General features: G+C 39.7%; 18 protein-coding genes. 14 read left to right on the top strand and 4 right to left on the bottom strand.

Translation table 11 applies throughout. The features are described from left to right. Positions 1–12: 12 nt before the first annotated feature. Positions 13–2,841, bottom strand: coding sequence for an excinuclease ABC subunit UvrA (gene uvrA, locus CVS81_RS02710; RefSeq protein ID WP_107965011.1), 2,829 nt, complete (start codon positions 2,839–2,841; stop codon positions 13–15). 173 nt (positions 2,842–3,014) lie between these two features. Between uvrA and CVS81_RS02715 the strand changes: the two genes are divergently transcribed. The 14 genes from CVS81_RS02715 (at position 3,015) to CVS81_RS02780 (ending at position 15,097) form a co-directional block, all read left to right on the top strand. Beyond that, a complete protein-coding gene (locus CVS81_RS02715) occupies positions 3,015–3,299 on the top strand; it encodes an NADH-quinone oxidoreductase subunit I (RefSeq protein ID WP_002942606.1) in 285 nt (94 codons plus the stop codon). A gap of 102 nt (positions 3,300–3,401) precedes the next feature. Beyond that, complete coding sequence (ndk, locus tag CVS81_RS02720) at positions 3,402–3,815, top strand: nucleoside-diphosphate kinase (protein WP_002942517.1); 414 nt, start codon at positions 3,402–3,404, stop codon at positions 3,813–3,815. Between the two features lie 14 nt (positions 3,816–3,829). Then, positions 3,830–4,189 (top strand): hypothetical protein, encoded by a 360-nt coding sequence (locus CVS81_RS02725; RefSeq protein ID WP_002942543.1) that lies wholly within the window; start codon positions 3,830–3,832, stop codon positions 4,187–4,189. An 11-nt stretch (positions 4,190–4,200) separates the two neighbouring features. Then, the gene (gene rpmF / locus CVS81_RS02730) at positions 4,201–4,347 is read left to right on the top strand and encodes a 50S ribosomal protein L32 (protein ID WP_002942540.1); all 147 of its coding nucleotides are present in this window, start codon (positions 4,201–4,203) and stop codon (positions 4,345–4,347) included. 3 nt (positions 4,348–4,350) lie between these two features. Next, positions 4,351–5,340 (top strand): phosphate acyltransferase PlsX, encoded by a 990-nt coding sequence (plsX, locus tag CVS81_RS02735; protein ID WP_021084931.1) that lies wholly within the window; start codon positions 4,351–4,353, stop codon positions 5,338–5,340. 3 nt (positions 5,341–5,343) lie between these two features. Further along, a complete protein-coding gene (locus CVS81_RS02740) occupies positions 5,344–6,348 on the top strand; it encodes a beta-ketoacyl-ACP synthase III (RefSeq protein WP_107944442.1) in 1,005 nt (334 codons plus the stop codon). A gap of 197 nt (positions 6,349–6,545) precedes the next feature. Then, positions 6,546–7,145 (top strand): peroxiredoxin, encoded by a 600-nt coding sequence (locus tag CVS81_RS02745; protein WP_002942572.1) that lies wholly within the window; start codon positions 6,546–6,548, stop codon positions 7,143–7,145. Positions 7,146–7,267: 122 nt separating this feature from the next. Beyond that, positions 7,268–8,350: a PilZ domain-containing protein gene (locus tag CVS81_RS02750; protein WP_009294380.1), complete on the top strand. Its 1,083-nt coding sequence runs from the start codon at positions 7,268–7,270 to the stop codon at positions 8,348–8,350. An 8-nt stretch (positions 8,351–8,358) separates the two neighbouring features. After that, a complete protein-coding gene (locus CVS81_RS02755) occupies positions 8,359–10,647 on the top strand; it encodes an ATP-binding protein (protein WP_107965012.1) in 2,289 nt (762 codons plus the stop codon). Positions 10,648–10,706: 59 nt separating this feature from the next. Continuing rightward, entirely contained in the window at positions 10,707–11,318 is a 612-nt protein-coding gene (gene plsY / locus CVS81_RS02760; protein WP_021089007.1) for a glycerol-3-phosphate 1-O-acyltransferase PlsY, read from the top strand. Next, on the top strand, positions 11,315–11,641 hold the full coding sequence (locus tag CVS81_RS02765) for a dihydroneopterin aldolase (protein ID WP_103575439.1): 327 nt from the start codon (positions 11,315–11,317) through the stop codon (positions 11,639–11,641). Before plsY ends, CVS81_RS02765 begins: the two co-directional genes overlap by 4 nt. Before the next feature lie 76 nt (positions 11,642–11,717). Further along, entirely contained in the window at positions 11,718–12,389 is a 672-nt protein-coding gene (gene hsrA, locus CVS81_RS02770) for a homeostatic response regulator transcription factor HsrA (RefSeq protein WP_002942555.1), read from the top strand. 38 nt (positions 12,390–12,427) lie between these two features. Next, on the top strand, positions 12,428–13,645 hold the full coding sequence (locus CVS81_RS02775) for a sensor histidine kinase (RefSeq protein WP_199907142.1): 1,218 nt from the start codon (positions 12,428–12,430) through the stop codon (positions 13,643–13,645). A gap of 3 nt (positions 13,646–13,648) precedes the next feature. Then, positions 13,649–15,097 (top strand): Ppx/GppA phosphatase family protein, encoded by a 1,449-nt coding sequence (locus CVS81_RS02780; protein WP_107965013.1) that lies wholly within the window; start codon positions 13,649–13,651, stop codon positions 15,095–15,097. A 762-nt stretch (positions 15,098–15,859) separates the two neighbouring features. Here CVS81_RS02780 and CVS81_RS02785 read toward each other — a convergent pair. The 3 genes from CVS81_RS02785 to CVS81_RS02795 are packed head-to-tail and all read right to left on the bottom strand — an operon-like array spanning position 15,860 to position 17,468. Then, positions 15,860–16,738, bottom strand: coding sequence for an excinuclease ABC subunit A (locus CVS81_RS02785; protein ID WP_107965014.1), 879 nt, complete (start codon positions 16,736–16,738; stop codon positions 15,860–15,862). Next, entirely contained in the window at positions 16,735–17,052 is a 318-nt protein-coding gene (gene fliN / locus CVS81_RS02790) for a flagellar motor switch protein FliN (RefSeq protein ID WP_002942551.1), read from the bottom strand. Before fliN ends, CVS81_RS02785 begins: the two co-directional genes overlap by 4 nt. Continuing rightward, entirely contained in the window at positions 17,049–17,468 is a 420-nt protein-coding gene (locus CVS81_RS02795; protein ID WP_002942548.1) for a chemotaxis protein CheX, read from the bottom strand. The genes fliN and CVS81_RS02795 overlap by 4 nt, the downstream gene beginning before the upstream one ends. Positions 17,469–17,478 lie beyond the last annotated feature (10 nt).

Genomic DNA, 17,478 nt, shown 5'->3' on the forward strand with positions numbered 1-17,478 from the left:
TAAAAGCTGGTCTTATTTTTTCTTCATCTCTTCAAGCTCTTGCGCTAGAAATTCCCCTGTGTAGCTGCCAGTTTTTTTGTAGTTTTTAGCCACCTCTTTTACATTGCCACACGCTATTACTTTACCGCCTTTTGCGCCGCCTTCTGGTCCCATATCTACGATATAGTCGCAGTTTTTGATGACATCCATATTGTGTTCAATGACAAAGACAGAATTTCCAAGATCAACTAGGTGATTTAGCACCTTTACAAGCCTATCTACGTCAGCAAAATGAAGCCCTGTCGTTGGCTCATCAAGTATGTAAAGGGTATTTCCAGTGTCGCTTCTACTAAGCTCTTTTGCTAGCTTCACACGCTGCGCCTCGCCGCCACTAAGTGTGACTGCGTTTTGTCCAAGCGTGATGTAGCCAAGCCCCACATCTTGCAGTGTCGTGAGCTTTGAAGCTATCTTTGGCACAGCTTTGAAAAACTCAACCGCCTCATCTATGCTCATATTTAGCACCTCGGCGATGTTTTTGCCTTTGTATAAAATTTCCAAGGTCTGAGCATTATATCTAGCGCCATTACAAACGTCACAAACCACGTTGATATCAGGCAAAAAGTGCATCTCGATCGTGATCTCGCCCTCACCTTGGCACTTCTCGCAGCGCCCTCCTTTGACATTAAAGCTAAAACGCCCTATTTTATAACCCCTAAGCTTTGCCTCTTTAGTTTGCGCAAATAAATTTCTTATCTCATCCATCACGCCAGTATAAGTCGCTGGATTTGAGCGTGGGGTGCGGCCGATCGGGCTTTGATCGAGATAGATCACCTTGTCTAAATTCTCAAGTCCGCTTAAATTTACCCCAGCTATCTTTTTCACTTTTTTAGCTCTATTTAGCTGCTCCTGCGCCTCTGGAAGCAGAGTCTGAAGCACTAGCGAGCTCTTACCAGATCCTGAAACACCAGTGATACCCACGAGATTTCTAAGCGGAAATTTAGCGGTTAAATTTGAGATATTATTGATATTTACATTTGAAATTTCGAGCCACTTTTCAGCTTTTCTATTTTTTTGATAGTCGATCTTTTTCTTACCATTTATATATAGAGCAGTCTGCGTGTCTGAGCTTAAAAGCTCTTTTGCCGTGCCTGAAAAGACCACGCTACCGCCAAATTTACCAGCTCCAGGGCCGATATCTACGATATAATCAGCCTCCTCTATCGTCTTTTTATCATGCTCGACGACGATTACAGAGTTGCCTTTGGCTTGCAAATTTCTAAGCGTTTTTATGAGCTTTATCGTATCTCGCTCATGAAGTCCGATACTTGGCTCATCAAGCACGTACATGACACCGCTTAGCCCACTTCCTATCTGACTAGCGATCCTTATACGTTGCGCCTCGCCACCACTGATCGTCCTAGCATCACGCCCAAGCGACAAGTAGCCAAGCCCCACGTCGTACAAAAAGAAAAGCCTCTCGTTGATCTCTTTTAAGATAGGCTTTGCGATCGCCTTGTCGTAGTCGCTAAGATAGGCAAAATTTTTCTCATTTGAGAAAAAAGCGGTGCAGTTTTCTATGCTCATATCTAAAATTTCACCAAGTCCAAGGCCAGCGACCTTTACTGCTAGACTTTGAGGCTTTAGTCTGTGGCCGTTACAAGCGTCACAAATTTTCTCACTCATATACTCGTCAAAGTCCTTATAATCCTTCAAAAGCCCGTGTGAAATTTTAACTACCCCGTCAAATTTTCTAAGTAGCTTGTTTCGTTTCCAAAAGAACTCAACATCCTTGACGTTGCCGTATAAAACGAGCCTCTTTTCATCTTCGCTAAGCTCGTAATAGGGCTTTTTGATATCGATGCCATTTTGCTCGCAAAAAGCAAGTAAAAATTTATAGTAATAGCTCATGTTGTAGCCGTAAAGTAGCTTGATAGCGCCGTTTTCTATCGACTTTTCCTCATCAATGATCTTGCTCATATCTAGGCTATACCTTATGCCAAGTCCGTCGCAGTGCTCGCAAGCACCCTTTGGCGAGTTAAAACTAAAGCTTAGCGGCTCAAGCGGCGTAAATGAAATTTTGCAGTCAAAACAAGCCATGTGTTCGCTGTAATGTATAAAACTCTCTTTTAAGCCCAGCTCGTCGGCGTTTGCGATCTCTATCTCAACCTCTCCAAAGCTCTCATTTAGCGCCTTTTCGACGTCACTTGCTAGGCGTTCGTGATTTTGCTCGTCGATGGCGATCCTATCAACGATGACCTTTATCGTGTGTTTTTTCGTTTTTGCAAGCTCGATCTCCTCGTCAAGCCTCACTACCACGCCATCTATCTGCGCCCTTACAAAGCCTTTTTGGCGTAAATTTTCGATCAGATCCGCCCATGTGCCCTTTTTCTCACGAACTAGCGGCGCATAGATGATCACTTTTGCGCCAAGTGGGAGCTTTGAAATTTCATTTATGATGTCGCTCGCACTCATTTTTGAGATAGGTTTGCCGCATTTATGGCAGTGCTGCACGCCAACCCTTGCGTATAAAAGCCTTAGATAATCATAAATTTCAGTAATCGTGCCAACCGTTGAGCGCGGATTTTTTGAAGTTGTCTTTTGATCGATCGCGATTGCAGGCGTTAGACCCTCGATCTTATCAACATCAGGCTTGCCCACACGGTCTAAAAATTGCCTAGCGTAGCTGCTAAGGCTCTCCATGTACCTGCGCTGCCCCTCAGCATAGAGCGTGTCAAAGGCTAGCGTGCTCTTACCACTGCCGCTAAGGCCGGTAAAAACTACTAGTTTGTTTTTAGGAATTTCAAGGTTTAAATTTTTAAGATTGTGCTCGCGCGCGCCAGTTATTTTTATAGTATCATTCATTAAATTTATACGACCTTTTTAAAATTTTAATCTGTAAATTTAGTCTAAAAGTGATAAAAACTTTATAAAGTAGTTTAGAGAAATTAAGCGTGTTATGAAAATTTAAGAGTATATTTATATCATTTTCAGTTTTTTTTGATATTCTACGCCAAAATTTTATTTAAGGAGAAAAAATGTCTGTAAAAATAACCGATATATGTATAAGCTGTGGTTCATGCATCGATGAGTGCCCAGTTTCAGCTATTGTTGATGATAGCGACAACCCAACTGGAGCAGATACATACTATGTTTATTCAAACAAATGCGTTGAGTGCGTAGGTTACAATGATGAGCCAGCCTGTGCATCTGCCTGTCCAACTGATGGTTGCATCGTTTGGGATGCCGTAGTAGCAGGACAACCTTCACGTGATCAAATCGGTGCTGACGCTCGCACTGGCAGCACTCCAGTTATCCAATAAATTTACAAAATTTAGGCTCAAATTTGAGCCTATTTTATTTTTAAGCTTTATTTGATATAATTGCCAACTTCATTTAAATAACCTAAATTTTAAGGAAAATTTATGCAAAGAACACTTTCTATTATTAAGCCTGACGCTGTTAAGAAAAATGTTGTTGGAAAGATTATAGATAGATTTGAAAGCAATGGCTTAAGAATCGCAGCTGCAAAGAAAATAAAACTTAGCAAATGCGATGCAAAAGCATTTTATGCAGTTCATAAAGATAGACCTTTCTTCAACGATCTAGTTGATTTTATGGTAAGCGGACCAGTTGTGGTTATGGTTTTAGAGGGCGAAAATGCAGTTGCTAAAAACCGCGAGCTAATGGGTGCAACTAACCCAAAAGAAGCAGCTCCTGGTACTATTAGAGCTGATTTTGCTGATAGCATTGACGCAAATGCGGTTCACGGAAGTGACAGCCTAGAAAACGCTGTAAATGAGATAAATTTCTTTTTTGCTTCAAGAGAAATTTGCTAATTTTGGACTAAAACTTGATTATTCCGTTTTCTAAAATAGCAAACAAAGAGATAAACTTTGAGCTAGTAAGAAACAATGATCTAGTTTTTAGTGGAATTTTAAAAAGAAAAGACCCTTTTTTAGTAAAATGCCAAGGCACTATAAAGGGTGAGATAAAATATATTTGCGATCGATGCGGTGATGAATTTATGCTGCCTATCGATCAAGACGTAGAGCTAAATTTAAGTGACGGTGTCTATAAAGACAGAGAAAATGAGCTTAGCGATACGGTTGAATTTTTTGATGGCAATATTGATTTAAAAGAAGTTTTTGAAAGTGAGTTAGAAGCTTTTAAGAGCGATTATTTTTATTGTGAAAAATGTAAAAATTTATAAAGGAGAGTAAAATGGCAGTACCAAAGCGAAGAGTGAGTCATTCTCGTGCAGCAAAACGTAGAACACATTACAAAGTTACACTTCCAGTGCCTGTAAAAGACAAAGATGGTTCTTGGAAAATGCCTCACCGCATAAACAAAACAACAGGTGAATACTAAAATATGATTCGCATTGCTATTGATGCTATGGGTGGTGATTTTGGTGCAGAGCCTATAATATCTGGCGTTATCGAAGCACTGAAAGAGGCAGAATTTAAAGCTGTATTAGTTGGCGATAGCAATGCCATAAAACCACTCATCCCACAACCCTATTTAAAAAATATAGAATTTATAGAAGCTACCGAAGTCATCTCGATGTCAGACGGAGCCACAGACGCACTAAAAAGAAAAGATAGCACGATCTACAAAGCTGTTGAGCTTTTAAAAGATAAAAATGTCGATGCTGTCGTTTCTGCTGGTCACAGCGGTGCTACTATGAGTTTAGCTACGCTAAGAGTTGGTAGATTAAAAAATGTATCTCGTCCAGCGATCGCTACACTTATGCCAAATTCAAAAGAGACAGCTACTTTGGTTTTGGACGTTGGTGCAAATGTTGATTGCAGAAGCGAACACTTATTTCAATTTGCCATAATGGGCGAAGCCTATGCAAAAGAAATTCTAGGCAGAAAAGAGCCAAAAGTGGGTCTTTTATCAAACGGTGAAGAAGAGAGCAAAGGCAACGAGGTCAGTAAAGAAGCTTTTAAGCTGGTTTCTAGACTTGATAGCTTTGTTGGAAACGCAGAGGGCAATCAAATTTTTGATGGCAGCATTGATGTAATGGTTTGTGATGGTTTTATGGGAAATATCCTATTAAAAACGAGCGAAGGTGTTGCTGATGCCATAGGCAAAATCATCAAAAAACAGGTCAAAAAATCACCTCTTGCTATGGCTGGATCGGTGCTTATGAGAAAAGTTTTCAAAACTCTAAAAAAACAGGTCAGCTACGATGAATACGGCGGTGCTCCGCTTCTTGGCGTAAATGGCTGCGTCATCATAAGTCATGGCAAAAGCAACTCAAAAGCCATAAAAAATGCAATCTTTCAAGCAATTAAATTTGCTAACTCGAATATAAATAAAGTTATAGAAGAAGAACTTTCACACTTTGCAAGGTAAAATATGCCAAAAGCTTCATTGATCTCCATTGCGTCGTATGTCCCAGAAAAAATTTTAACAAATTTTGATTTTGAAAAAATGGTCGACACGAGCGATGAGTGGATAGTGAAGCGAACCGGTATAGAGCAAAGACATATCGCAACGACTGAGATAACAAGCGATCTTGGCACAAAAGCTGCCGAGCTAGCTATAAAGCGCTCAGGGCTTGAAAAGTCACAAATCGACGCGGTAATCTGCGCTACGATATCTCCAGATCATCTTTGCATGCCTTCAACTGCATGCAAGATAGCTTCAAATTTAGGATTAAATTTTGGCATTACAGCTTTTGATATAAGTGCGGCATGCACAGGATTTATCTATCTTTTGGAGCTTGCAAATTCTCTTATCGTAAGTGGTGCTAAAAAAAATGTTTTGATCATAGGAGCTGAAAAACTAAGCTCGATAATCGACTACACAGATAGAAGCACATGCATACTTTTTGGTGACGGAGCAGGAGCAGCAGTGATAAGTGCTAGCGAAGGAAACGAGATCATCGACATCCACACTGCAAGCGATGGCAGACAGGCTGAGCTTTTGATAACTCCAGGATGTGGCAGTGCATTTCCAGCTAGCGATGAGACGCTAAAAAATAGACTAAATTTCATCCATATGAGCGGAAATGAGGTCTTTAAGATAGCGGTTCAAACGCTTAGCAAAAGCGTGATAGAAATTTTACACGCAAACAAAATGCAAAGCGAAGATATCGACTTTTTCATACCTCATCAAGCAAATATCAGGATAATAGACGCCGTAAAAAATAGACTAAATTTCACTGACGAGCAGTGCGTTTTGACGGTTGCAAAATACGGTAACACAAGCTCTGCTTCGATACCAATGGCGATGAATGATGCTTACGAGGATGGACGCATTAAAAATGGTTCAGTTTTGCTTCTTGATGCATTTGGTGGTGGCTTTACTTGGGGTTCAGCGATACTAAAATTTGGCGGTAGAAATTTTAGCGATCTGTAATTAACCGCTTCTATACCCAAAACTCTAAATTTAATAAATTTTCTACGATGTCTTATATAAATTTTTAAAAATTTCCATTCATTTTCAAATGCATATTAAAATTACACTGTTTTAAATTTCTAGATCTATTTAATTAGAATTTAAATTTTTATGGATATAATTTCGCAATCAATAAAATTTATTATTAAGGAGAAAAAATGTTAGTAACAAAAAAAGCACCTGACTTTACAGCTGCAGCAGTTTTAGGAAACAATCAAATTGTAAATGATTTCAACCTTTACAAAAACATCGGCGAAAAGGGCGCTGTTGTATTTTTCTACCCAATGGACTTTACATTTGTTTGCCCAAGCGAGATCATCGCATTTGATAAAAGATATGACGAGTTCAAGTCACGCGGTATCGAAGTTATCGCAGTTTCTTGCGACAACCAGTTCTCACACTTCGCATGGAAAGAGACTCCAGTAAATAAAGGCGGTATCGGCAAAGTTCGCTTCCCGATCGTAGCTGACATGACAAAATCAATCGCTCGCGGCTTTGACGTACTTCTAGAAGACGCTGGCGTAGCACTTCGCGGATCATTCCTACTTGACAAAGATGGCACAGTTCGCCACGCAGTTATAAACGACCTACCACTTGGCAGAAACATCGACGAGATGATCAGAATGGTAGATACTATGCTATTTACAAACGAGCACGGCGAAGTTTGCCCAGCTGGCTGGCACAAAGGTGACGCTGGTATGAAACCAAGCACCGAAGGTGTTGCTGACTACCTTTCACACAACGAAAGCAAACTATAATTATTCAAATTTCTAGGCAGCTTTGCCTAGAAATTTCCTCTCTACACAAATTTAAATATTTTTTTAATATAACTTTATATATGATAGCGATGTTTTAATAAATAACCTTTTTTGGAGACCCCATGGAGTTTAAGGGCAGGCAAGAACTTGTCGAAAATTGCGAGGATTGCATACTTGGTTTAAGAGCTAAATTTATAGATGAGGGCATCAAATTTTGCAGACAACTAACCCTTGTAGTGCCACACGAGCAGATGAAAATTTGCCTTGAGAGTATCTTTGACGCGCTACTTATCCAAAAACCAAATGCCACACAAATTCGCGACGACTTAAACAGCCTAATACCAAAACTAAATGCAAAAGATGAGCTAGTAAATTTCTTGCTCTTAAATTTGACACTAAATTTTAGTCATGCCTGCGATGATGCGGTGTATGTGGGCTATTTTGTAAATGCCGTTTCAAGAATGAAAGAAATTTTATATAACACGCAGGATCACCAAGAAGCCACGGTAAAAACGATGATCGATACTGGCTCATTTTTCTACGAAGATCCGATCAACACATTTACACGCATGAAAAATGCCAAGGTCCGCCCTGAGTTTTTAAATTTATACGACGGACTAAATATAAAATACGAAGCCGAAATTTTAGAGGTTAAAGAAGATAGCGTCGTTTTTCGCGTAGATATGATGCAAATTTTAGCCATGAAGCAAGATGGCAAGGGCTTTATCCTGCCAAATAGCTTTTTCTCAAAGCAGCTTCGTGCCGACATCATCGACTACAATATCGCCGATAAAAGCGTCACCCTTTCAAATTTCTCGCGCACAGCGACCATGCATGCAAATAAGAGAAAATTTCAGCGCGTCTTGCCAAATCGCTTTACCAAAATTTCTCTAAAAGGAGAGCAAGGCGAGCTTGTTGGCAGCCTTTATGACATCTCAGAGGGCGGCATGAGCATATTAAGCTCACAAGCTACAAATTTTAAAGACGGCGAAGAGTTAGAGGCAAATTTTGACATCATGCTCTCACCAGATGAAGTAAAAAACGTCTCTTTGAAGCTAAGGCTAGTTACTGAGCTAGCATACAAGGGCTACATCAGATACTGCATGCAGCTAGTTGATGATGACAAAACGATAAAAGACTTCACGCAAAAGCGCGTCAAAGAGACGCTTGACGAGCTTCGCTCACGCATAAATTTATACGAATAAGGCAATTAGTGAAAACCATACAAGAGAATTTAAAACTTTTTTACATCGGACTAAAAGATAAAGAGCCATTTTTTTATAAAAACAAAGACCTTACCACCCACGCAGCCATTATCGGTATGACTGGTAGCGGCAAAACAGGTCTTGGTATCACGCTTTTAGAAGAGGCCTGCATAGATAACATCCCCTCTATCATCATCGATCCAAAGGGCGATATCACAAATTTAGCCCTCACTTTTCCGCAGATGAGAGCGGAGGATTTTTTACCTTATGTCGATGAAGCAGAAGCGGCAAATAAAGGTCAAAGCGTAGAGGAGTTTGCCGCCGCTCAGGCCGAGCTTTGGAGAAACGGCATAGAGTCGAGCTTTCAAGACCTTGAACGAGTAAAAATTTTAAAAGATAGCGCTAGCTTTAATATCTACACTCCAAAAAGCTCAGCTGGCATAGGCGTGGCGCTACTTAGCGACTTTGCCTGCCCAAATATTAGTGACGAAGAAATTTTTAGCAACTATATAAACTCACTCGCAGCGTCGGTGCTATCGCTTATTGGCATGAGTTCTGAGGATATGAGCTCAAAAGAACAGCTGCTAATATCCACTATATTTGAGACTAAATTTAAAGAGCAAAAAGACGTCACTATCGAAGAGCTTATAAATTTCATAGCAAATCCGCCGTTTAAAAAGATAGGCGTTTTTGACGTGGATACCTTCTATCCAAGCAGTGAGCGCCTAAAGCTTGCCATGAAGATCAACGCACTCATCGCAAGCCCAAGCTTTAAGGGCTGGACGCAGGGCGTTAGACTTGAAATTTCAAAGATGCTTTTTGACGAAAACGGCAAAGCAAAGTGCAATATTTTTACGATCTCGCACCTAAATGACGCTGAGAGGATGTTTTTTGTCACCCTTTTACTAAACGAGATCATCGCGTGGATGCGCGGCACAGAGGGCACTAGCTCACTTAGAGCGATCCTATATATGGATGAAATTTTTGGCTTTTTTCCGCCAAATGCAAATCCGCCGTCAAAAACGCCTATGCTTACACTTTTAAAACAAGCCCGTGCATTTGGTTTGGGCTGCGTTTTAAGCACGCAAAACCCAGTCGATCTTGACTACAAAGGCCTTAGCAACATCGGCACTTGGTTCATCGGCCGTCTCCAAACAGCGCAGGATAAAGCCCGCGTGATCGACGGACTAAGCGGCATCGCAGGCTCAAGCTTAGACAAAGCCACACTTGAAAATCTCATATCAAATTTAGCCAAGAGAAATTTCTTACTCAAAAATATAAACGAGGACGGCCTAAACGTCATCTCCACACGCTGGGCGCTTAGCTATCTAAAAGGTCCGCTAAGCCGCGAGCAAATTTCAAATTTGATGAAAGATAAAAAAGAGAATTTTAGCAGCCAAGGCGTAGATAAAAGCGAGATGAAATTTAGCATAAAGCCTATCATTTCAAGCGATATCACGCAGCTTTATACTAACTCAAAAAGCCTCACACCAAATTTACTGGCAAGCGCAAAGGTTAGAATTTATGACGCCAAAAAAAGCATAGATAGCGTTTGTGAGGTGAGCTATCTTTACGAGCTTAGTGAAAATGACAAAGAGCCAAACTGGAGTGAGGCTAGCGAAGGCATGCACGTTGATGCGAGCGAAAATGAGCCAAGCGGCGCAAGCTTTGCTGCTGTACCAAATTTCATAACGAGCGCTAAAAATTTTGACGCTTTAGAGAAAGATTTTAAAGAGTTTTTGTATAGAAATTTCAAATTTAACACCTTTGAGGCGATGGGAATTTACTCAAAAGAAAACGAGTCAAAAGAGGAGTTTTTCATAAGGCTTCAAGATAAGTGCAATGAAATTTTAGAGGAGCAAACCGCAAAACTCACGGCTAAATTTGAAAAAGAGCAAAAAAGCTTGCAAGATAAGCTAAACAAAGCCCTTGCAAAGCTTGATAAAGAGCAAAAAGAGATGACCACAAGTGGCCTTGATGCGGCTATAAATATAGGCGCAAGCATATTTGGAGCGATATTTGGCAACAAGCTCTTATCTCGCCAAAACGCTGGCAAGATCGCATCGAGTGCAAGAAGTGCAAATAAGGTCTTAAAAGAGCGAAGCGACGTCAAGCTTAGCGAGCAAAGCGTAAATGATATAAGCTTAGCCATAAGCGAGCTCGAAGAGAAATTTGCACAAGAGTGCGATGCGCTAAAAGAGGCAAATGATGTTAAGAACATCACGATAAATGAAACGCAAATTTCGCCAAAGAAAAGCGACATCTACGACGAAAAAATCGTGCTTTTGTGGAGATGATTTATAAAATAATTAGTATTTTTTTAATATCATTTCTCTTTAAATTTAAAAGGTAAAATATGCAAAATTTAATACTTTATGCCGTTAGCTACCTACTTGGTAGCATCCCATCAGGGCTCATACTAGCAAAAATTTTCGGACATGTTGATATAAAAAAGGAGGGCAGCAAAAGCATAGGCGCGACAAATGTTTTAAGGGTTTTAAAGCAAACAAACCCAAAACTCGCCAAAAAACTAGCCATTTTAACAGTAGTTTGTGACGTATTAAAGGGCGTTTTGCCACTCATCATAGCCTCTTTGCTTGGAGCTAGCCAAAGCGTGCTTTGGACGATGGCAGTTTTAAGTGTTGCAGGGCATTGTTTTTCTATATTTTTAGGCTTTCAAGGTGGCAAAGGTGTGGCAACTGGAGCTGGCGTGCTTGCATTTTTCTTGCCAGTTGAGATAATAATCGCTCTTGTAGTTTGGTTTTTAGTCGGTAAATTTTTAAAGATAAGCTCTCTAGCCTCGCTATGCGCACTGATAGCACTCATCGCATCAAGCTTTATCATCCACCCAGAACTTGATGAAATTTACACTCACGCGCCGATACTTATCATTGCATTTTTGGTAGTTTATAAACACATACCAAATATCGTTCGCCTGCTTTCAGGCAAGGAGCAAAAAGTCGTATGAAAAGTGAAATAACAACGATCATTAAGGATTATAAATTTCAAACCGTTATAGGGATGTTTGACTTTGAGCGAGTTGCAAAGCAAGAGGTAAAAGTAAGCTTAGAATTTCGCTCAACTAGCTTGATTGATTATGTTTTGGTGGCTGATTTTATAAAAGAATTTTACAATGAGATGAAATTTCAAAGCGTAGAAGAGTCGCTAGAAGCTACCTGCAAAGCACTAAAAGAAAAGTTTAGCTCACTTACTAGTTTGGATATGGAGATTTTAAAAACCGAGATTTTACCAAATGCAATCGTCGGTGCAAAAATCAGCACTGTTTTTTAAAAATTTATTAAAGTATCTTGAAATATTTCTTAATTTATGATACAATCGACCATAAATTTTAGTTTAAGGAAAAGAAATGCGTATTTTAATAGTAGAAGACGAAGTAACGCTAAATAAGACGATTGCTGAGGGGTTGCAAGAGTTTGGTTATCAGACAGATAGCTCTGAAAATTTCAAAGACGCTGAGTACTACATCGGCATCAGAAACTATGACTTAGTTTTAACTGACTGGATGCTTCAAGATGGTGACGGCGTTGATCTTATAAATATCATAAAACATAAATCTCCACGCACTTCAGTTGTAGTTCTTTCTGCAAAAGACGACAAAGAGAGCGAGATAAAAGCACTTAGAGCTGGCGCTGATGACTACATCAAAAAACCATTTGATTTTGACATTTTAGTAGCTAGACTAGAGGCTAGACTACGCTTTGGCGGCACAAATATCATCAAGATAGACGAGCTCATCATCAACCCTGACGAAGAGAAGATCACATATCTTGGCCGCGACATCGAGCTAAAAGGTAAGCCATTTGAGGTGCTTACTCACCTTGCAAGACACTCAGATCAGATCGTATCTAAAGAGCAACTACTTGACGCTATCTGGGAGGAGCCAGAGCTCGTAACTCCAAATGTTATCGAGGTTGCTATCAACCAAATTCGCCAAAAAATGGACAAACCGCTAAATATTTCGACAATAGAAACTGTTAGAAGACGCGGATATAGATTTTGCTTTCCCAAAAAAGCTTAAGAAATAGATTTATACTGCAATTAGCATCTGGTGCGATGATGCTAATTGCCGTTGTTTCGGTGATGCTCTATCACTACATAAGAGTCACCGTTTTTCAAAGCGTAGTTAATGAACTAAATCAGCAAGCAGCAGATTACAAAAACAATCCACAAAATTTCAATCCTAACAATCTAAAAACTTTTACTATAGAAATCCCAAACAAAACTCTGGCCACCGTAAAAGCGGGCGAGCTTAAAGGCGAAAAGCCCTACCTTGTGATGCAAAAGATAAAAGATAAGAGTATAACCACTCTAACAACAAGGCTAGATGACAGTAGCTACTTAGTCCTAGAAAAAGAGACTACGCTTCAAAGCCAGATAGTCGAAGAAATTTTTATAGATATTATAATCGTAAATGTCACAGCGATACTTTTGGTGCTTTTTTATGCACTATTTTTATCAAGAATGCTTTTAATACCTATAAAAATTTTAAGCTCAAAACTAACAAATTTGGATGAGAAATTTCTAAAAGAGATCGACATAAAGAGCCTGCCAGACGAGTTTTTGCCACTTGGTAATAGCATAAATAGACTAATCTCTCGCATACAAACCTTTGTCTTATACCAAAAAGAGCTTTTTGTGGGCGTTGCTCACGAGCTAAAGACGCCGCTTGCTGTTATGAAAACAAAAAACGAGGTGACGCTTTTAAAGCCAAGAGATAGCGAAAAATATATCGAAGCGCTAAAGTCAAACAATGAGGCGATAAACGGCATGAATGCAATGATAGGCTCAGTTCTTGAGATCGGCCGTCAGGAGGGCGCGCAGTTTGAAGAGCCTGAAAATACCGACGTGATCGCATTTTTAAAAAAACTAGGCAAAAACTACGAAGTGCTGGCAAAAGGCGACGAGAAACATCTCACACTTGATCTAAAACCAGAAATTTTAAACCTCAACATCCAAACCAGTCTACTAACTCATATCGTGCAAAATTTCGTCCAAAATGCTATCAAATTTTCCCCGAAAAATAGCACTATTGCCATTAGCTCAAGGCTTGAAAAAAGCAAATTTATCATCGAAGTGACCGACGAGGGCATAGGCATTGACGAGAGCAAGGACTTGTTTGCTCCGTTTAAGCGGTACGGCGACAAAGGCGGTGCTGGACTTGGGCTATTTCTCGCAAAGGGCGCAGCACAGGCACTCGGAGCTGAGATATCTATCAAAAATAGAGAGGGCACAAGCGGAGCCGTCGCGAGCCTTGTCTTAAATTTAAAAGGATAAAAAATGGCAAAGAGAACCGCAGTGATCGACCTTGGCTCAAATTCTATGCGTATGGCGATATTTGAGCGCACGTCACGCTTAGCATTTTTTATACTAGCCGAGTACAAGACCAAAGTGCGCCTTGGCGAGGGCGGATACGGCTCAAACAACGAGATATCAGAGACTTCGATGCAAAAAGCGATCAAAGCTTTTGGCGAATTTGATAACATCATAAAAAGCTACAAATGCTCCAAAGTCCTATGTGTCGGCACTTCAGCGCTTAGAGATGCCCCAAACTCAGGCGTTTTGATCTCTCTTTTAAGAAAAAAACTTGGCATAAATTTAAAAGTAATTGACGGCAAAGAAGAGGCTACTTTTGGAGCGATAGCGGCTAAAAATTTGCTTCACAATCTAGCCGAGTGCGTCACTATCGATATCGGCGGAGGCTCGACCGAGCTTGCTAGGATACGCAACGGCAAGATAGTCGATGTCCTCTCGCTTGATATAGGCACAGTAAGGCTAAAAGAGTTATTTTTTGATAAGAAAAATTTAAACAAACTACCAAAATTTCTATCACAGATCACGGCGCAGATAGATGAGCGATTTAAGTGCCCAAATTTAATAGCGATCGGCGGCTCTTTAAGAGCGATCTCATCGGCCATAATGAGCAAAAATTTATATCCGCTCTCATCACTGCATGGCTTTTGCTACAAGCTTAGCGACGAGCAAGCCTACATCGAGAGCATCGCAAACGTTAGCGTGCTTGAACTAAATAAATTCCCTATAAAAAAAGATAGATATGACACCATCAGAGAGGGCGCACATATATTTTTAGCCCTTGCAAAGGCACTAAATGCCAAAAACGTCATCACAAGTGGCGTTGGCGTAAGAGAAGGGGTCTTTTTAAAAGACTTTTTGCGTCCAAGTCTTAAATTTCCAGAAAATTTTAACCCAAGCGTCAAAAGCCTACAAGATCGCTTCATCCTCTCTTGCAACAAAGCCGTGGCAAGATATGCAAAGGATATTTTTGTGGCGCTTAAAAAGCTTCATGGGCTAAACGAGAGCTATCTTGAGACGCTGCTAATTGCTGCAAAGCTCCACAACGTCGGTCAAGAGATAGGCTTTTACGGCGATCACAAAAACTCGGCCTATATCATACTAAATGCCCTAAACTACGGCTTTTCACACGAGCAAAAGGCGCTAATAGCCGCAGTCATCGGCACAAATGGCAAGAAAAATATTTATGAGTTTGAAAAGTATAAAAATTTATTACCAAAGGCTGAGTGTGTAAGGTGGCTAAGCTTCATCCTTGCGCTAGCCAAGGCACTTGATATAACCTGTGAGAAGCTAAATTTAAGCTTTGAGTTTAGCGGCCACACACTAAAAATAGAGGGCGCAAAAGAATTTTCCATGGCAAAAGAAGAGATAAAAAAGATCGCAAAACCTGAAATTTTTGCCATTTCGTTTGTGTAGAGTAAAAAGTTAGTGCTCAAATTTATAAATTTGTTTTTCTAAAAAATAGGAGAAGCAAAAGGCTTCTATTTTGCTTTGTAGGCTCGCAATACAGACACGAAGTCCGTCCACCTACCAACTCTTTTTAGTTCAAAGTATACAACAGTGCCAAAGTGCCATGTTTTTAGTGTGTCAAACAAATTTTAAACTTTCATGAACGAGTAATTTCGGCTCTAAAATTTTAGCTAAGCGGTAAGAGAAGCCAAATTTTAGTAGTCAATTTTTAGGGGTGAATGAAGTTTTAAAATTTACAAAATAGCAAATTTCTCTTTTAAAAATACGGACCTTAAATTTAAAAACTCTTTTATCCAAAAGGGAGACAAGGGGACTCGAGTTACGAGGCCGTCCCCTTATCCCCCTTTTTAAATCCTCCAATCCCCTCGCACGTTAGAGGGGCATGCTTTAGTGCTACGCACTACATGCGATTGTATATCGGTAAGCGTCAAGCAAATTTTAAAATTTCATGAGTGAGTAATTTCGGCTCTGATTTTAGTGGCAAGCTTTGCGAGGCCTAAAATCAGTAGTCAATTCTTGCGAGCGAGTGAAAGTTTTAAAATTTGCAAAGACAGCTTGACTAAATTTGTAAATTTCTTTTTATTGAAAAAGGCGAGAAAGGTCTCAAATTTTACTTCACAGGCTAGCAACTTCATGGCGGATACGAAGCCACTTTTAAAATTTATGAAAACACTCTTCTAAATTTTTAAATTTAGTAGCAAAGCGGGACTAAAATTCCCCACTCATTTTATCTTTGTAGTTATTTAAGCTATTTTGACGCTCTTGCAAAAATGAGCCAAGTTTTTTCTTATTTTCTTCAAAAAATACCGCAAAATCCTGCTCATTTTGGATCTTCTCTTCGCCAAAGCTATCAAGCATGACGTTTGAGCTGCCAACTATCACTAGATAGCGTCTATTTTCGTAGCTTAGAAGCATTAGCTTGTTTGTGCGGTCAAGGTATTTTTCGTAGATGATATTGACGCCGCTATTTTGGTTTTTAAGCAGCCAGTTCATCGACTTTGTGTCATTTTGTGGTTGATTTTGTGGTGTTTTAAACCCGCTAAAGTCACTACTTTTTGAAGTGATATATCTTTTAAAAACATATAAAAATATAAGAAGCGCGATGAGCACACTTAGGACGATGAAGTATCTCGAATCAATATTAACCATAGGTTCATTTTCTGCCTTTGGCATGCTAGCAGTCTCTATCTTTGCGCTAGCTTGAGGCATATTTTGCACCTGCGTTTTAGTATTTTTTAGTGTTACGCGGATGCGAAGCCCGAAGCTGTCAGTTGTTTTTGAAGCATTTACGATGATGGCATCATTTGAGCGCAAATTTAAAACTAAAGAGTTTTGCTTTGGCTCTATCTCAAGCTCTTGAATGATCTTTGAATTTATATCCTTGCTCGCGCTTTGATCATAGCTTAGAGAATTTAGTATCAAAGAAGTCGTATCTTTTTCTCGCTTTTGAAAGATGTTGCCCTCATACGGCGCATCAAAGCTAAGCATGATGTCGACCCTGTCGGTGCGCTCATAGATGTTGTATGTTAGCAAGTTTGAGGCAAAGATCTGCGTAGCAAAAAGCACAAAAAATAGTATAAATTTCATAAAAGTTCTTTTTTGAAGTACTGAATAACTGACTTTGAGTCCAAAATTTCATTTATCCTGATGGCTAAATTTTTCTCATAAACCATTACTTCGCCTTTTCCAAAAATTCTATTATTTATATATAGCTCCACGCTCTCACCAGCTGGTTTTTCGAGGTCTATGACCGAGCCAGCTTCAAATTTTAAAAGCTCATTTATGCTAACTGTGGTAGTTCCTAGCTCAGCTATAAAATCAACGCTTATATCCATAAGCTCATCATAGCTCTTAAAAAGCCCTAGCTGTTCTAGTGTCTCTATCGCACCTTCGTCGTTCATTGTATCTTGTAGCCTATTTGAAATGTTCTATTTTTTATCTTATATATAAATTTCTCTTTTAGCTTTATGCCAAAATTCTCAACCTCGCCCAAAAACTCAGGCGTTCCAAGTTTATAAGCATTTGGCTCTTTTTCATTTAGCAGATTTTTAGCCTTGCCGATGATCTGATTAGCTATCTCTTTGCAAAGATCGTCCAGATCGCCACCATCGACATCTTCGTGACCAAAAAAGGCATTCATAAAAATTTTCAAAGTATCTTTTTTAAAAAATAGATAAAACTGATACTCGCTTTTGCCCTTATAAACTGGTATGCTAGCCCCGTAAAATCCCTTACCAAGGCTCTTGCCAAACTCTAAATCCAGCCCCAAAGTATCTTTGCAAAGATAGCTAGTGGCTTCATCTATAACTTTTCTCATATCTCTTCCT

Origin of the sequence: Campylobacter concisus, from assembly GCF_003049065.1 — a bacterium.
GTDB lineage: Bacteria > Campylobacterota > Campylobacteria > Campylobacterales > Campylobacteraceae > Campylobacter_A > Campylobacter_A concisus_BE.